General features: G+C 42.3%; 15 protein-coding genes. 10 read left to right on the top strand and 5 right to left on the bottom strand.

Going from position 1 to position 16,602, the window contains the following annotated elements:
* From GL182_RS17330 to GL182_RS24320, 3 genes are all read right to left on the bottom strand, one after another.
* On the bottom strand, nt 1-1,784 hold a 1,784-nt coding region (locus tag GL182_RS17330), incomplete at its 3' end, for an ABC-F family ATP-binding cassette domain-containing protein (RefSeq protein ID WP_163381029.1).
* A gap of 170 nt (nt 1,785-1,954) precedes the next feature.
* The gene (locus GL182_RS17325; RefSeq protein ID WP_163381028.1) at nt 1,955-2,266 is read right to left on the bottom strand and encodes a hypothetical protein; all 312 of its coding nucleotides are present in this window, start codon (nt 2,264-2,266) and stop codon (nt 1,955-1,957) included.
* Between the two features lie 137 nt (nt 2,267-2,403).
* Complete coding sequence (locus GL182_RS24320) at nt 2,404-2,595, bottom strand: hypothetical protein (protein ID WP_163381027.1); 192 nt, start codon at nt 2,593-2,595, stop codon at nt 2,404-2,406.
* A gap of 135 nt (nt 2,596-2,730) precedes the next feature.
* On the opposite strand from GL182_RS24320, the gene GL182_RS17315 reads away from it, so the two are divergent.
* The 5 genes from GL182_RS17315 (at nt 2,731) to GL182_RS17295 (ending at nt 8,374) form a co-directional block, all read left to right on the top strand.
* Nucleotides 2,731-4,176: a BatD family protein gene (locus GL182_RS17315; protein WP_163381026.1), complete on the top strand. Its 1,446-nt coding sequence runs from the start codon at nt 2,731-2,733 to the stop codon at nt 4,174-4,176.
* A gap of 3 nt (nt 4,177-4,179) precedes the next feature.
* Nucleotides 4,180-5,256: a chorismate synthase gene (gene aroC, locus GL182_RS17310; protein ID WP_163381025.1), complete on the top strand. Its 1,077-nt coding sequence runs from the start codon at nt 4,180-4,182 to the stop codon at nt 5,254-5,256.
* A 26-nt stretch (nt 5,257-5,282) separates the two neighbouring features.
* Nucleotides 5,283-6,608, top strand: a complete 1,326-nt coding sequence (locus tag GL182_RS17305) for a dicarboxylate/amino acid:cation symporter (RefSeq protein ID WP_163381024.1) — start codon at nt 5,283-5,285, stop codon at nt 6,606-6,608.
* A 94-nt stretch (nt 6,609-6,702) separates the two neighbouring features.
* On the top strand, nt 6,703-7,284 hold the full coding sequence (locus tag GL182_RS17300) for a NifU family protein (RefSeq protein WP_163381023.1): 582 nt from the start codon (nt 6,703-6,705) through the stop codon (nt 7,282-7,284).
* Between the two features lie 25 nt (nt 7,285-7,309).
* Nucleotides 7,310-8,374, top strand: a complete 1,065-nt coding sequence (locus GL182_RS17295; protein WP_163381022.1) for a DUF3810 domain-containing protein — start codon at nt 7,310-7,312, stop codon at nt 8,372-8,374.
* 44 nt (nt 8,375-8,418) lie between these two features.
* Here the strand turns inward: GL182_RS17295 and GL182_RS17290 are convergent, their stop codons facing one another.
* Together GL182_RS17290 and ade are read right to left on the bottom strand one after the other, a co-directional pair.
* A complete protein-coding gene (locus tag GL182_RS17290) occupies nt 8,419-9,669 on the bottom strand; it encodes a sensor histidine kinase (protein WP_163381021.1) in 1,251 nt (416 codons plus the stop codon).
* 96 nt (nt 9,670-9,765) lie between these two features.
* On the bottom strand, nt 9,766-11,409 hold the full coding sequence (ade, locus tag GL182_RS17285; RefSeq protein WP_163381020.1) for an adenine deaminase: 1,644 nt from the start codon (nt 11,407-11,409) through the stop codon (nt 9,766-9,768).
* 154 nt (nt 11,410-11,563) lie between these two features.
* Here ade and cmk point away from each other — a divergent pair, with 154 nt between their 5' ends.
* The 5 genes from cmk to nqrC all read left to right on the top strand — a co-directional run bounded on the left by cmk (nt 11,564) and on the right by nqrC (nt 16,601).
* Nucleotides 11,564-12,241: a (d)CMP kinase gene (gene cmk / locus GL182_RS17280; protein ID WP_163381019.1), complete on the top strand. Its 678-nt coding sequence runs from the start codon at nt 11,564-11,566 to the stop codon at nt 12,239-12,241.
* A gap of 4 nt (nt 12,242-12,245) precedes the next feature.
* Nucleotides 12,246-13,145, top strand: a complete 900-nt coding sequence (locus GL182_RS17275) for a 4-hydroxy-3-methylbut-2-enyl diphosphate reductase (RefSeq protein WP_163381018.1) — start codon at nt 12,246-12,248, stop codon at nt 13,143-13,145.
* 133 nt (nt 13,146-13,278) lie between these two features.
* A complete protein-coding gene (locus GL182_RS17270; protein WP_163381017.1) occupies nt 13,279-14,640 on the top strand; it encodes a Na(+)-translocating NADH-quinone reductase subunit A in 1,362 nt (453 codons plus the stop codon).
* Between the two features lie 4 nt (nt 14,641-14,644).
* Nucleotides 14,645-15,847: an NADH:ubiquinone reductase (Na(+)-transporting) subunit B gene (locus tag GL182_RS17265; RefSeq protein WP_163381016.1), complete on the top strand. Its 1,203-nt coding sequence runs from the start codon at nt 14,645-14,647 to the stop codon at nt 15,845-15,847.
* Complete coding sequence (nqrC, locus tag GL182_RS17260; RefSeq protein ID WP_163381015.1) at nt 15,834-16,601, top strand: NADH:ubiquinone reductase (Na(+)-transporting) subunit C; 768 nt, start codon at nt 15,834-15,836, stop codon at nt 16,599-16,601. Before GL182_RS17265 ends, nqrC begins: the two co-directional genes overlap by 14 nt.
* Nucleotide 16,602: the final 1 nt, after the last annotated feature.

The raw sequence follows: 16,602 nt of genomic DNA, 5'->3' as shown, positions 1-16,602 counted from the left end.
GTTTGGTGATTTTCAGATCCTTCATTGATTTTGTTGATAAAGGTTTCCTTTTCCTTAGCCAACTTTTCCAGGTCCAGAGTAATGTTTTCGAACTCTTTTTTGTCTTTGAAACTGGCTTTATTGGTATTTTTTTCTGCTTCCTGGCTATGGCCTGATTTTGGCTCTGCCACTTTTTTTGTTGGGGCTGCTTTTTTCAGCTTTAAGCTTTCCCGATAGTCTGTATAGTTTCCAGGGAAATCACTGATTTGGCCTTCTCCTTCAAAGACAAACAAGTGCTCCACCAACCTGTCCATAAAATACCTGTCATGAGAAACAATGATCAGGCAACCGGGGAAATTATCCAGAAAATCTTCCAGGGTATTCAGGGTGACAATATCCAAATCATTGGTAGGTTCATCGAGGATCAGGAAATTAGGACTTTTCACCAGTACCATGAGGAGTTGAAGCCTTCTCCTCTCGCCACCACTTAATTTGGACACCGGTGTATGCTGTTGTTTTGGCGGAAAACCAAATTGATTGAGAAACTGGCTAATCGTAATCGTGCTGCCACCTGCGACGGTTACTACCTCTGCTACTTCCTTGACAATATCAATTAAACGCTTATTTTCATCGAAGCTATCCTCTTCCTGCCGGTAATAGCCAAAAGCGGTTGTCTGTCCGATGGTTACAGTACCCTTATCAGGAGTTATCAATCCGGTAAGCATGTTGAGAAAAGTGGTCTTTCCTGCGCCATTTGGACCGATTATACCTATTTTATCACCTTTTTTGAATACATAGCTGAAATCGTTAACCAAATTCAAATCGCCATAAGACTTGTTGATTTTTTCGATTTCCACAATTTTTTTCCCCAGTCGCTGGGCGGTAACTTCCAGGCTTATATCCCGTTCTTCAGCTTTATTGAAAGCTTTTTCCTTGGTTTCTTCAAAAGCATCCACCCGGTATTTGGCTTTGGTGCCACGGGCTTTCGGTTGACGCCTGATCCATTCCAGCTCCTTTTTATAGAGGCTTTTGGCTTTTTCCTGTTCGGTAGCCTGAGCAGCTTTCCTGTCAGCCTTTTTTTCCAAAAAGTATCCGTAATTTCCCGCATAACGGTAAAGGTTGCCCTGTTCCAATTCGAGGATCTGATTGGTTACTTTATCCAGGAAATAACGGTCATGCGTCACCATGAGAAGGGAGAGATTGGCCTTGGAAAGGTATTCCTCCAGCCATTCGATTGTTTCCAGGTCCAGGTGATTGGTTGGTTCATCCAATAACAAAAGGTCTGGAAAATTTAAAATTGCTTTAGCCAGGGCTACTCTTTTTCTTTGCCCCCCACTGAGTGCGGCTACCTGAATGCTGGTATCATGAAGGCCTAATTTTCCCAAAACCTCATTGATCTGGTATTCAAAATCCCAGGCCTGCAGCTGATCCATTTTTTCAAACAGCGGTTGCAACTTCTCGTTATCTCCATCTTTCTCAGCCTGCAAAAGGGCTTTTTGATAGGCCTGTATGGCCTGTATGGTTTCATTTTCCGGATCGTCAAATATGGTTTGATAGATGCTTTTATCTCCCGAAAAAACCGGGTTTTGGTGTACATAGGCAATCCTTGCTTCCTGGTTGATCACTACCTGACCCTCATCAGGGATTTCTTCTCCCATGATGATTTTCATTAAGGTGGATTTTCCGGCTCCATTTATGCCCACCAGGGCGGTTTTTTGCCCCTGGTCTATGCCAAAAGAAATTTTGGAAAAAAGTACTCGTTCTCCAAAGGATTTACTTAAATTTTCTACGGATAGGTGATTCATGAGGCAAAATTACAACTGTATTTCGGATAATTCAATTTTTGTGCTTAGGCCGGTTTTTGGGACACATTAATTAGGGACAATAGGGCTGGAGAACGCTAAAAAAATATGGGTAGGAAAATGTAGGCCATATGGACGGACTAATTAAAAATAAATATGACTTACATTGAGTTTTATTTCAATAGTTCATTAATGGCATTGACTAAGGAACGAACACTTTGTTTAAAATGAAAGAGGGATTCCTCTAGAAATGGTTGGGCATTTCCTTTCTTTCCCTTGTATTTTTCTTCAAACTTCACTTTTTTCTCCTGGAGCTCTTTTTCCAGTTTATCTTTGTTTTTACGCAGTTCTTTGATCTTCTTTTCTATCTCTTCACTTGCTTCACCGGTAGCTTTGGTGCCTTTTTCGATCAACACTTCGATCCTGTTACCGATTTCCTGAAGCATTTTTTCAATCTCTTCGAATCCTGAATTCTTTTTTTCCATGTCTTTACTTTCTTAATAATGTTAAAAGTAATTAAAAATCTGTACAAAACAGCAGAAAAAATGAAGCTGGGGATAGAATTGGGCTTTGGTTCAGGCAAAAAAAAAGCCCCGGTTTCCAGGGGCCTGGGGTTGATGACTTAACCGGCCAGTTTAATAAAATATTTATTTAAAATTGGCCCGTATATTTTTGAGAATGTGTTGTAACACCAAACCCTGAACTCTTCCAGTTCGGCAGGAACCAGTAGGTTCAGTCCCTTACGTAACTCCTTTTCAAAGAGCTTACTGTCAAAACTTACCTTCAATAAAATAGTTTTAACATATTCCATCATGGCTCATGTTATTTTAAGTTAGTTTTTGGAAAAAGAATACTTTAATTACTGCATACGGTAATAAATTTGATTTGTTACGTATAAAATATACTTGTTTATTTGCAGTTATATTTAAAGATAATACAATCATCTTATATGTGCTTAACGAAGAACCATTTTCTTTTCGTATTTCTACTGGGTGTTTTTTCTATGCAAACACTGGCTCAGGATATCAAAATTGAATTGGGAGAAAGTGAAGTTGCATTGAATGAAACCTTTACCATAAAGGTCACCGTATCAGGTGAAAAAATACGGTCTTATGACCAATTGCCTGATATTCCTGGTTTTCAAAAACAAGGAGTGTCACAAAGCTCATCCATGAACATCATCAATGGACAAATGAGTAGTACCAATAGTGTCATTCAATACTATAAACCGTTAAGAAAGGGGCAGTTTACCCTCCCTGACTTTACACTCTCCGTAAACGGGGAAAATGTGTCCACCCCAGGGAAGACCATCTCGGTGATAGATGCCCGCGCAAGCTCCAGGAATAACCGTGCTTTAGACCCCATAGATGATCTTTTTGGGAGAAGAGATACCGAAGAGCCAGAGTATGTTGAAGTGGAAGATGATGCCTTTTTTTCCTTATCTGTAGACAAGGAAGAAGTTTTTGTAGGGGAAGGTTTTAATGTAAGCCTGGCTTTTTATATGTCTGAAGCCAACCAGGCGCCATTTAATTTTCATGAACCGGGAAAGCAGTTGGAGCGAATCATCAATGAGATTAAACCTGGAAATGCCTGGGAAGAAAATTTTAACATTACCAGTATTCAGCCTGAAAAAGTGGAGTTTGGGGGCAAAATCTGGACAAAATATAAAGTATACGAAGCTAGTTTTTTCCCGTTCAATTCAGGCACGGTTGATTTTCCTCCGGTGGGCTGGGAAATGATCAAATACAGATTGGCAAAAAATCCAAGTTTTTTTGGAAGTAACCGGCTTCAGGATTTTAAGACCTTTTATTCACAGCCTAAATCCATCAAGGTAAAACCATTACCCCCTCATCCCTTGAAAAATGAAGTGAGTGTGGGCAACTACCGTTTGAGGGAAAGCTTCGATGAACTTGAAGCCCGAACCGGAGAAGGATTTACCTATGATTTTACCATTTTGGGGGAAGGCAATATCAGTTCCATACGACCTCCGATTGTAAAAAGGGAGCAAAAGCTGAATACCTTTGATCCCAACGAGCAGGTTCAGATCAACCGCGGTAGAGGGAAAGTGACCGGAATGAAAGAATTCAGCTATTTTATCACCTTGAATGAACAGGATGAGGTAGCCCTGAAGGATCATTTTGAATGGATTTATTTTAACCCCAATTTAGCTCAATACGATACTTTACAGCCAAAAGCCCTTGTCAATGTCACCGGTGAGAGCAGGATAAATCAGGCCATCTCCTCATCCCGACTGGGAGGATTGTATGATCTGATTGAAGTTGAAGACAATAAGCTTTTAAACCAGGGATATAAATATTATTTTTCCATCCTGATAAATGTGTTGCTTTTTTTAGCACTGATTTTATTAGGGTTTTTGATTGTTAAGAAAAATTAGTTCATGCGCAATACATTCGGTAATGTTTTCACTATCACCACCTTTGGTGAATCCCATGGCAAAGGCCTGGGCGTAGTCATAGACGGTTGTCCGGCAGGAATAAGCATTTCAGAGGATTTTATCAGAAAGGAGCTTCAGCGGAGAAAGCCCGGGCAATCCAAAATTACAACCCAGCGAAAAGAAGAAGATGAGTTTGAAATTTTATCCGGGATTTTTGAAGGGAAAAGTACAGGTACACCCATAGCCATTGTCATTTACAATACCGACCAAAAAAGTAAAGACTATTCACATATTGCAGATAAATTTCGCCCTTCCCACGCAGATTTTACCTACCATGAAAAATTTGGAGTCAGGGATTACCGCGGAGGGGGAAGGAGTAGTGCCCGGGAAACTGCCGCAAGAGTAGCTGCCGGGGCAGTGGCCAAATTAATGCTTGCCCAATATGGTATTTCCATCCATGCTTATGTAAGTCAGGCAGGCCACATTCGGCTGGAAAAACCTTATGCAGACCTGGATTTCGAGCAGATAGAATCCAATATCGTACGCTGCCCGGATTCGGCTACAGCTGAACAAATGATTGCCTTGATAGATGAAACCAGAAGAGACAGAGATACCATAGGGGGAGTGGTAAGTTGTGTGGCCCAAGGCGTTCCCACTGCTCTGGGTGAACCGGTTTTTGATCGGCTACATGCTGTTTTGGGACATGCCATGCTCAGTATCAATGCGGTGAAGGGATTTGAGTATGGAAGTGGCTTTGAAGGGGTGAGCATGAAAGGTTCAGCACACAATGATGCTTTCTATAGCGAGGAAGGGAAAATAAAAACCAAAACGAATCATTCCGGAGGCATTCAGGGCGGCATTTCCAACGGTGAAGATATTTATTTCCGTGTAGCCTTTAAACCTGTGGCCACCATCATGCAGGATCAGGACAGCGTTAATACCATGGGTGAATCGACCATTGTCACTGGCAAAGGGCGTCATGACCCTTGCGTGGTACCCCGGGCTGTACCCATTGTAGAGGCCATGTGTGCCCTGGTACTCGCTGACTTTATCCTTTTAAATCGTTCGAGCAAACTATAACTAACCACCACAACCACTAATAACACATGAAAAAAAGGATACCCCTCCATACCCAAATTATTATCGGCCTGGTCCTGGGACTACTTGTCGGTCTGGGTGTAGTAAAACTGGGCATTTCTCCCGACTTCACCATTAATTACATCAAGCCTGTCGGCACGATTTTCATCAATGGCCTGAAAATGATTGCCGTTCCCCTGGTATTGGCCTCATTGATAGTCGGAGTCTCTAATTTAGGAGACATTACCAAACTCAGCCGGATAGGGGGTAAGACCATACTTACCTATATCTTTACCACAGCACTTTCCGTCTCCATCGGATTGTTGATAGTAAATATTTTCAATCCGGGCAAGAGTCTGCCGACAGATACAAGAGACAACCTGATGAGTTTGTATGATGAAACGGCAGATAGCAAGTCTCTGGAAGCCGAACAATTGAAGGAACAAAGTCCACTTCAACCATTGGTAGACATGGTACCGGAAAATGTTTTCCAGGCCGCCACTGATAATGCCAGCATGTTGCAAATAGTGTTTTTTGCGATTATTGTCGGCATAGCCTTGATTCAGATACCCAAAAGCAAGGCAGAACCAGTGATCGCTTTTTTTGAAGGTTTGAATGACGTGATTATTAAAATTGTCGGCTTTATCATGATCCTGGCACCCTATGGTGTATTCGCCCTGATGGCTTCTCTCATCGTGGAGATCACAGGTGACAATCCCGATTCTGCCCTGGAATTACTCCTGGCCCTGCTAAAGTACAGCCTGGTGGTTTTAGGAGGATTGTTTTTTATGATTCTGTTTGTTTACCCGATGATTCTGAAGCTTTTTACCAAGGTGAAATACCTCGATTTTTTCAAAGCAATCAGGCCGGCGCAGTTACTTGCTTTCACCACCAGCTCCAGTTCTGCCACACTTCCTGTTACCATGAAGCAGGTAGAAGAGGAAATCGGGGTTTCTGAGGAAGTAAGTAGTTTTGTATTGCCGTTGGGGGCTACCATTAATATGGATGGGACCAGTCTTTACCAGGGGGTGGCAGCAGTATTCATTGCCCAGGCCCTGGGTATGGAATTGACATTAAGCCAACAATTGCTGATAGTGATGACCGCTACCCTTGCCTCTATTGGTACAGCGGGTGTTCCGGGTGCCGGAATTATCATGTTGATTATAGTTTTAGAGTCCATTGGTGTGCCAGCCGCAGGGATTGCGCTGATCCTGGCACCGGACCGGATTTTGGACATGTTCCGTACCATCGTAAATGTAACAGGAGATGCCATGGTATGCACAGTAGTGGCCTCCACAGAGGGAGAGTTGCCAGAAGGGCTGGTGCGCAAGGCAAACCCGTTGACGGCTTCCTGAAATTAAAAATAGAGGGAATTGGTTCTTTTCCGAACCATCAGCGATTCTGAGGCGTTTTACCCTTAGAAAAAAGCATATTTAAATATTGTCATCAATGTTAGAAGCAGAAAAAAAGCCGGTACACCTTTACATGGAGGCCAACCCTAATCCTAATTCCTTAAAATTTGTCGCCAATTTTATGTTGACGGATGATGGGGTTAGCTTTGATTTTCCGGATGAAAAAAGTGCAGAGAAGGCACCCCTGGCCAAGGAATTGTTTAATTTTGCAGCTGTGGAGAGGGTTTTTATTGCATCCAATTTTGTCACCGTTACGAAGAGGAATGACATTCCCTGGGAGGACATACAAGACCACATACGGAACCATATCAAAGATTTTTTATCTTCCGGCAAGCAACCGATTGCTACACAACTTGACCAGGATCCCCTCTTCGATGAAAATGACAGTGAGACGGTAAAAAAAATTAAAGGTATTCTGGATGAATACATTCGTCCGGCTGTGGAGCAAGACGGAGGAGCCATTGTCTTTCATAGTTTTCAGGACGGTATTGTTAAAGTTTTGCTTCAGGGTGCCTGTTCGGGCTGCCCCTCCAGTACCATTACCTTGAAAGCAGGCATAGAGAACCTGCTCACCGGAATGTTAGAGGAGGTCAAAGGAGTGGAAGCCGAAGGCGTTTAAAATTAGGCTTCTCTAAATCAGGTCAATGTTTCTGAGCAGATGGATTGGGGGTATCTTGGGACTTTTCGCCTTGCTATTAAGGCTTATTTCTCAAATTTCTCCAGCCTTTACCGAAATTTGGTATGCGAAGGGGCTCTATCCTGCCATTAGAGGAATGTTGGATTATTCCTTTACCCTCATTCCTCTACCAACTTTTTACCTTCTATTTATCGGATTGTTCTGGTTGGGATGGGTGTTTGTGACAAGGCTGGTCAGGGACTTCAAAGGTTTCAAACTGAGGTTGAATTATTGCTTCAGGGGATTGATAAACTTTGCCGGATGGCTGGTGTTTTTATTTCTTTTTCTTTGGGGATTTAATTATTACAGGATTCCACTTTTCCAGCAACTTTCCCTGCGGCCCGAGCCCTTGCATCTGGATTTGTTGTTGACAGAGATGGAAGCCACCCAGGATGGCCTGTTTAATCTCAGAAGGCATTTGCAGGAAGACAGTGATGCATTAGTCGATTTATGGGATTTTTCAGATCACAGGGAATTACTAAGGGAAGAGATGAAGGTCATTCTGTCCGAGATGGATTATTCCTGGCGTGGTAAACCCACTGTCAAGCAGTTTTACCCTGCAGGGATCATGAGGAGGATGGGTATTTTCGGTATTTATTTTCCCTTTGCGGGAGAGGGGTACCTTGATCCTTCCCTTCATCCTTTGGAAAAAACCTTTACGCTGGCCCACGAGTTGGCGCATGGATTTGGGATTACAGATGAGGGAGAGGCAAATTTTCTGGCCTGGCTGGTGTGTTCAGAAAGCAGAAATCCTTATTTGAACTACGCAGGAGATCTTAAACTCTTCAGGTACCAGTTAAACGATTTGCATAAAATGGACCGGGATGCTTACCATCAATTGGTAGAAAAGATTCCCCTGCCTATCAGATCGGATATTGTGGAAATCCAAAAGTCCAACCTCGAAATCAGGCCCTACTTTCTGGAGTTGAGTCGAAAATCCAACGATTTATATTTAAAGTCTCAGGGGGTTAAGGCAGGGGTAATGAGCTATGCCCATTTACCCATGCTGGCATATGCCTGGAAATCCAAGTGAGAATTATCCAAGCTTTTCCAGGGCTTTTAACTTTGCGTTGTCATTCAGGACAATCCATTCGGGATGGTCAAAATAAAAACCGATCCATTTCCTTCCAGACTTTTTACTTCTATTTGTCCTCCCAGTTTGTGGGCATTCTGAAAACACAGATGTAGTCCCATGCCTGTTCCCTTTTCCTGTTCTGTTCCATAAGTAGATTTGATGTCTTGTTCAAATATATTTTTCAGGCGCTCTTCGGAAATACCTACCCCATTATCCTGAATAGAAATACGCACCCATTTTCCTGATGCATTGATTTCAATGGAAATGGTTCCCCCACTGGGTGTAAATTTGATCGCATTCTGTACAAGATTCCTATATATCAGCAAGAGTCGGTCGGTTTCTATTTTGACTTGCGGGTTTTTTTTGTACTCCAGATTAATTGAGATTTGTTTTTGCTTGGCAATTACTTTAAAGATCTCGGTAGTATCTTCAAAAAGTGATTTCAAATCAATCTCTTTTACCCTGATGGCCTTGTTTTTCAATTCGAAGGAGGACCAATCCAGGATATTTTCCATCATATTGTAGGTCCTGCTGGTTATTTTTAATAATTCTTCATGTAGAAATTCTACTTCATCCGGAGGAAGATCTCCATTTTTCATGAGCTCCAGGGTCTGCATGATGGATTGCAGGGGGTTTTTTAAATCATGGGAAATAATGGTGATGATTTTATCTTTTTGAGCACTGGTCTTGGATAGACTCCGGTTTAGTTGAATCAATTCATTGGTCTTCTCCTTTACTTTGTTTTTCTGACTGCGGTAAAAATTTTTTAAAGTCGCTACCAGAAACGTAATGCCTGCCATGGATGCCAGATAAGTGAGGCTGTGATCCACAAAAACCATGTCTTTGTTGGTGTATATTTTAGGTATCCAATCCTCATGAAAAAGGCCTAAATAGAAAAGAACAATAAAGGCTGTTCCATTTACCAAAGTCCAGAAAACAAATCCCCCGTGGTTGGAGATACTGAGGATGACGAAGTGAGAAAGTAACAATATATAAAAAGTAGGGCCTTGAATACCATCATTATAAAAGAAGGCTATGGCCAGAATGGGATAAATGGACAAGCCGAAAATATAATAGGCCCATTTATACTGATTTTTTTTTCGGAGCAGGTAAAAGCAAATCAGAACCTCTGAAAACACAAATAGGGAAAGACCTAGTAAAATGGCATTACCAATAAACAGATTAAATAGGATCAGGGTAAAAATAAAAATGAATACAATGACCAAGGTGGCATTGAATATTTGTTTCTCCATAACCGGGGTTTTTTCCCAGAAGAACAAATGATTTGCGTGTTTTTTTATGTATTCCCAAAAATTCACCACCTTTTGTTGAAGTCTGATTTTTTATTTTTACTGTTTTTTATCGAAAACCGAAACGAATTGAAAAACATCCCCATCAAAAAGACCCTGATCGCTGATTTTAATTTGAGGGATGACCAACAATGCCATGAAGCTTAAAGTCATAAACGGAGATTGCAAATTTGACCCCATGTTTTTGGCTGTCTTATCCAGTTGTGTGTATTGCTCAGCCACTTCAAAGGCATCTTTGTGACTCATCAATCCCGCTACGGGTAAAGGCAGTATAAGATCTTTTTGTGCGGTCACTGCAGACAGTCCTCCCTGATGACTGATGATAAGGTTAGCTGCTTTTATCATGGCTTCATCTGTACAACCGACCACGATGATATTGTGAGAATCATGGGCCACAGAGGAGGCGATAGCACCGTCCCTTAACCCAAAACCTTTGACCAGAGCAACCTGAGGTTTGCTGTTTGCAGCATACCGGTTGACTACGGCAATTTTCAAAATATCTTCAGAAGTATCAGCTTTTACTTGCCCTTCTTTTGCGAGCACCTCTGCCTCCAGGGTTTTGGTAATCAGTTGCCGGTCCAAAACCTGAATGATTTTTGCCGGACCTGTTTCATGCTGCAGTAAGAAGGCATCCTTGGAAAGGGGCTGTGCATTAAAATGGTTGATGGGATTGCAGCTGACTTTTGGAATCAGCGGTATGCCTTTATCTGCGACCAAATGTCCATTGATATACGTTTGTTTGGGAATAAAATCAACCAGGTTTTTCAGTACAATGAAATCAGCCGGATCACCTTCCTGTAGCAGTCCTACATCCAGTCCGTAATGTGCTACTGGAGTAATGCAGGCAGCCCTCAATACGTCAAAGAGGTCCTTTCCCAAAGCCACAGCCCTGGCTACCAGCTGATTGATATGTCCATTCAATAGACTGTCAGGATGTTTGTCATCGGAGCAAAACATCAAATGCTCCGGGGATTCATCCATGAGATCAATCAGGGCATCAAAGTTTCTGGCAGCGCTTCCTTCCCTGATGGCTATTTTCATGCCACAGCTGATTTTATCTCGTCCCTCTTCAATGGTGAAACATTCATGATCGGTTGTTATTCCAGCTGCCGCATATTTGGCTGCATTTTCCCCTTTGAGGCCGGGTGCATGACCATCTACAGGCTTGCCATATTTTTTGGCTAAATCTATTTTTTCCTGTACCAAAGCGTCCCCTGCAAGCACCCCCGGCCAGTTCATCATTTCTGCCAGATAGTGAATGTCCGTTTCTTGAAATAACTGTTCTATATCGTCTGGAGAGATGGAAGCACCGGCCGTTTCAAATGGTGTAGCCGGAACACAGGAAGGTGCACCAAAAAAGAATTTAAATCCCGTATCCTTTCCATTGTTGACCATAAACTTAATTCCTTCCATTCCGCAGACATTGGCAATTTCATGGGGATCAGAAACGGTAGCTACCGTACCATGTAAAACGGCCAATCTCGCAAACTCGGACGGGACAAGTAAGGAAGATTCAATGTGTACATGGGCATCTGTAAATCCCGGAAGCAGGTACTGCTCAGGCGCCTGTGGAAGGCGTTTTATGGCTTTTATCTTATTTTTGCTGACCTGTATTTCAGCAGGATAAATGTCCTTTTTTTGAATATCTACGAATTGTCCCCTTACATTGAAAGCTGTTGTCATTCCTCTGTGAAAAGTTAAAATAGTGTTAATGCTGTTGTTTGTCCTGCCTGAGACGAATAAAAACCAATACATAATAGGTCTGCTGCCCAGAATAGTCATAAATATACTATATTTGCCTTTGAAAAGGAAAGCAGGTATCAACTCATTTTTTTTGATGAAAAAAATAATCATTGCCATTGACGGTTATTCCGGGTGTGGGAAGAGTACCACGGCCAAAGCAGTAGCCAGGGCTTTAGGGTATACCTATCTGGATTCAGGTGCCATGTACAGGGCCGTTACTTTGTTTTTTTTACAAAATCATATCAACCCAAATATTCCAAAGGAGGTAAGCACTGGTTTGCAGGAACTTGACATCTCCTTTCACCATGACAGCTCTAACGGAATACAACAAGTTTACCTGAATGGGGTTAATGTAGAAGAGGAAATCAGGGGAATGCAGGTCTCTTCCAAAGTTAGTGAAATCAGTAAGTTGGGAGATGTAAGAGAGGCCATGGTCGAAAAACAAAGGAAGCTGGGAAAAAAGAAGGGAATTGTGATGGATGGCAGGGATATTGGTACAGTTGTTTTTCCAGAGGCGGAGTTAAAGGTATTTATGAAAGCAGATACGGACATTAGGGCTGCAAGAAGACAAAAGGAGCTTTTGGAAAGGGGAAAAATGGTAGGTATAGATGAGGTTAGGGAAAACCTTGAAGATAGAGATGCCATAGATACAAAAAGGGCTGTCAGCCCGCTGGTTAAAGCGAGTGATGCGATAGAAATGGATACAAGCTTTCTTGATTTTGAGGAGCAGGTTTCCAGGATAATTGAATTGGCTAAGGAGAGAATGAATTAGATTTATGGAAGTTACAATTGATAAGAATTCGGGATATTGTTTTGGTGTGGAATATGCCATTAAAATGGCTGAGGATGAGATGGCCGGAAACCAGAAGCTTTATTGTCTTGGTGACATCGTTCATAATGACATGGAAGTGAAGCGATTAAGTGACAAGGGGTTGGTTGTAATTGACCGGGAAGATCTCCGCTACCTGCGAGATTGTAAGGTATTGATCCGAGCTCATGGGGAGCCTCCCGAAACCTATCGCACAGCTATCAATAACAACATAGAGCTGATTGATGCATCCTGTCCGGTAGTGCTTAAATTACAACACAGGGTCAAGACTGCTTTCGATAAAATGGAAAAACAGGAGGGCCAAATAGTTATTTATGGAAAAAAGGGACATGCCGAAGTAATTGGCCTTACCGGACAGACCCTGGAAAAAGCCATTATCGTGATGGAGGATAAAGACCTGGATCAAATAGATTTTTCCAAACCGGTCACCCTGTTTAGCCAGACCACTAAGAGCACCAAAGGTTTTTATGAATTAAAGGAAAAAATCGAAGATCGGATCAAATCGGAGAAAGGGCGTTTGGAGGAGATGGATTTCAATGCCAACGACTCTATTTGCAGACAGGTTTCAAACAGGGAGCCTCAACTTCAAAAGTTCTCTCAGGAAAAGGATGTAATCTTCTTTGTTTCCGGCAAGAAAAGCTCCAATGGTAAAGCCTTATATCAGGTATGCAAGGGAGAGAATCCAAGAAGTTATTTTATAGAAAATGAGCAGGATATTGATTCTGAATGGATACATCACGAAGATAATATCGGGATATGTGGTGCCACATCTACACCGATGTGGTTGATGGAACAGGTTAGGGAATACCTGCTTTCTCTGGATGAAAATCCGGTGGCAACAGGCTAATGAAACAAAGGTGCTGGATAAGGCATTTTGTTTAAAATTTGGTAAATAATCATAGAATTAGCTTCTTAAAACTAATGTAATTTATTAGATTTGAGGCGTTTTTCATAGGACCATATAGTTTCAAAAATTAAATATGTCAAAACAAATCAAGCTTAAGAAAGGGTTTGATATACGCCTGGTAGGAAAAGCCGAAAAAAAAATTGGTGATTTCCAGCCTGTCAAAACCTTTGCCATCAAGCCTACAGATTTCATCGGAATGCAAAGACCAAAGGTCCTTGTGAAAGAAGGTGATTTGGTGAAGGCAGGTACCCCCATACTATTTGACAAGAAAATGGAGAAAGTGCAATATGTCGCACCTGTATCCGGAGAAATTGTTGAAATCAAACGTGGAGAAAAAAGAAAACTTTTGGAGATCAAAATTCTGGCAGACACTGAAATTGATTTTGAAAGTTTTGAGAAGTTTACAGAAGGAGACATTCAGGCAGCAAGCCGGGAGAAAATTGTCGATCACCTGACGGTTACCGGTGCCTGGCCTCAGCTCATTCAGCGCCCTTATGGCATAGTAGCCAACCCTGAAGATGAGCCAAAAGCCATTTTCATTTCCGGATTTGATACCCATCCCCTGGCTCCTGATTATGATTTTTTGATCAAGGGTCAATCCAATTATTTTCAGCTGGGTGTCAAGGCTTTACAAAAGTTAACCAAAGGTAAAATATACCTTGGCTTATCCGGAGAAAATAAATCCTCTGAATTTTCTAATATTCAAGGAGTAGAAACGAGCTATTTTTCGGGACCCCATCCTGCTGGCAATGTGGGTGTACATATCCACCACCTTGCCCCTGTCAATAAAGGAGAAACGGTTTGGACCATTAATCCTTATGGTGTGGTACAAATAGGAAAACTGTTTGCCAATGGAAATTATGATGCCTCCAAGCTGATTGCGATTACAGGATCAGAAATAAAAACTCCCCTTTATGCGCAGACTTATACGGGCAGTTGTGTAGATAGCTTTGTTAGTGGAAATACCAAAACGGAGAAGATAAGGGTTATCTCAGGGAACGTACTCACTGGTGAAAAAATCAACCGGGACGGGTATGTGGGTTTTTATCAGCATCAGATTACGGTCATTCCAGAGGGAGATTATTATGAGTTCCTGGGTTGGATGAAGCCTACCAAAGAAAAACTGAGCTACCACAAGGCACTCGGCCTGTTGTCTTTTCTTTTCCCGAAAAAAGAATATGTATTGGATTCCAATGCCAGGGGCGAGGAAAGGGCTTTTGTTCAGACAGGAGTATTCGAAAGCGTAACCCCTATGGACATTTATCCTGTTTATTTGCTAAAGGCCATCATGGCAGAGGATTTTGATGAAATGGAGGAGTTGGGAATCTATGAGGTGATTGAAGAAGATCTTGCCCTTTGTGAATTTGTAGATGTTTCAAAACACCCTGTCCAGGAAATAGTTAGAAAAGGTATAGAACTTATTCAATACAGTTAACAATATGGAGTTTTTACGTAATCTGTTGGATAAACAGAAACCCTTGTTTCAAAAGGGAGGAAAATTAGAGAACCTTTATTATTTGTATGAGGCAGGTGAGACATTTTTGTTTTCGCCCAAGCATACCACTCCTCCAAGAGGTGCCCAGGTAAAGGATGCCATTGACCTGAAAAGGATGATGATCACCGTGGTGATTGCCATGATTCCTTGTCTTCTTTTCGGTATTTACAATACGGGTCACATGCATTTTCTTGCAGTAGGGGAAACGGCAAGTTTTGGAGACAAATTTATTCTTGGACTGACCCTTGTTTTGCCCATAGTGATTGTGTCCTATGCAGCAGGAGGTTTGGTAGAAGCTACCTTTGCAGTAGTTAGAAAGCACCCCATCAATGAAGGATTCCTGGTTACAGGTATGTTGATACCCCTGGTTGTTCCTGCTACAACCCCTCTATGGCAAGTAGCATTGGCCACTGTATTTGCTATAGTCATTGCCAAAGAAGTATTTGGGGGAACAGGGATGAACATCTTGAATGTAGCCATGACGGCGCGGGCTTTTTTATATTTTGCCTATCCAGCGCAGATTTCCGGAGATCAGGTGTGGACGTACCTGGGAGATAAAGCCCCAATAGATGGCTTTTCCGGTGCCACTGCCCTGGCAGTAGCCTATCAGTCCGGACAGGAAGGAGTAAATGCAGTTTCTAACCTGTCGGAACATAATTCGGCAGTAATGGATGGAATGTTTGGTTTTGCAAACATGTTCTTTGGATTCATTCCTGGTTCTATTGGAGAGACTTCGACCTTGATGGTACTCTTGGGAGCTGCCATCTTGCTCTTTACCGGTGTAGCTAGCTGGAAAATTATGGTAAGTGCATTTGGAGGAGCCTACATCATGGCTGCAGTCATGCAACTATTGGCAGTAAATGAATTTATGGCCATGCCGGCCCACTATCACCTGGTAATGGGAGGAATTGCTTTTGGAATTGTGTTTATGGCGACAGACCCCGTCTCAGCTGCCCAAACCGAATCTGGCAAGTGGATATATGGCCTTTTAATTGGTGTGTTGACCATTATTATCAGGGTTACCAATCCGGCTTATCCTGAAGGGATCATGCTGGCAGTGCTATTTATGAATGTATTTGCCCCATTGATCGATCATTATGTAGTAAAAGCAAACAAGAAAAGGAGGTTACAACGTGCAACAGTCTAATGCGTATATCATTACATTTTCAATAATCCTGACCGTTGTTTTGGGTTTATTGTTATCAGGTACCTCAGAAGTACTAAAACCTATTCAGAAAAAGGCAGAAGAACTGGACACCAAAAAGCAAATTTTGGGTGCCGTGATGTCTGCCGATGAAATTTCGGAGATGAAGCCTGAGGAAATCAATGAATTTTACCAAAACAGAATTTCCTCCAAGGTGGTGAACCTGGAAGGAGAAGAGGTGGAGGAGCAGGACGGCGCCCAGGTGACCGCAGAGACCATTGATGTGGGGAAGAACTATAAAAAGGCTCCTGAAGAAAGGTTGTATCCGGTCTTTATTTTTCATGAAGAGGGAGATGAAGATGCTGCAAATGCCTATATTTTCCCGGTTTATGGAAATGGACTCTGGGATAATATCTGGGGCTACCTGGCCTTGCAAACGGATATGGCCACCATCGAAGGAATCACCTTTTCGCATGCAGGAGAGACCCCAGGGCTTGGAGCCAGAATTACATCTACTGACGTGCAGCAGCGCTACAAAGAGAAGTCGATTTATAATGAGGATGGAGAACTGGTATCTGTGGTAATGCAGAAGGGCGAAGGAAAGGATTATTCCGGCGACCCTCATAAAGTTGATGGCCTGTCAGGGGCTACCATTACTGCCGATGGGGTAAATAAAATGCTGAAAAGCTACCTGGACCATTACAAAGGCTACATGGAAAAGAAAAAAGAAGGTTCTCCCAGAATGGCACAGAATTAGT

It is taken from the genome of Cyclobacterium sp. SYSU L10401 (assembly GCF_010993705.1).
Taxonomy (GTDB): domain Bacteria; phylum Bacteroidota; class Bacteroidia; order Cytophagales; family Cyclobacteriaceae; genus Cyclobacterium.
The sequence above is the reverse complement of the archived record's forward strand: the minus strand, read 5'-3'. Positions and strand labels throughout refer to the sequence as shown.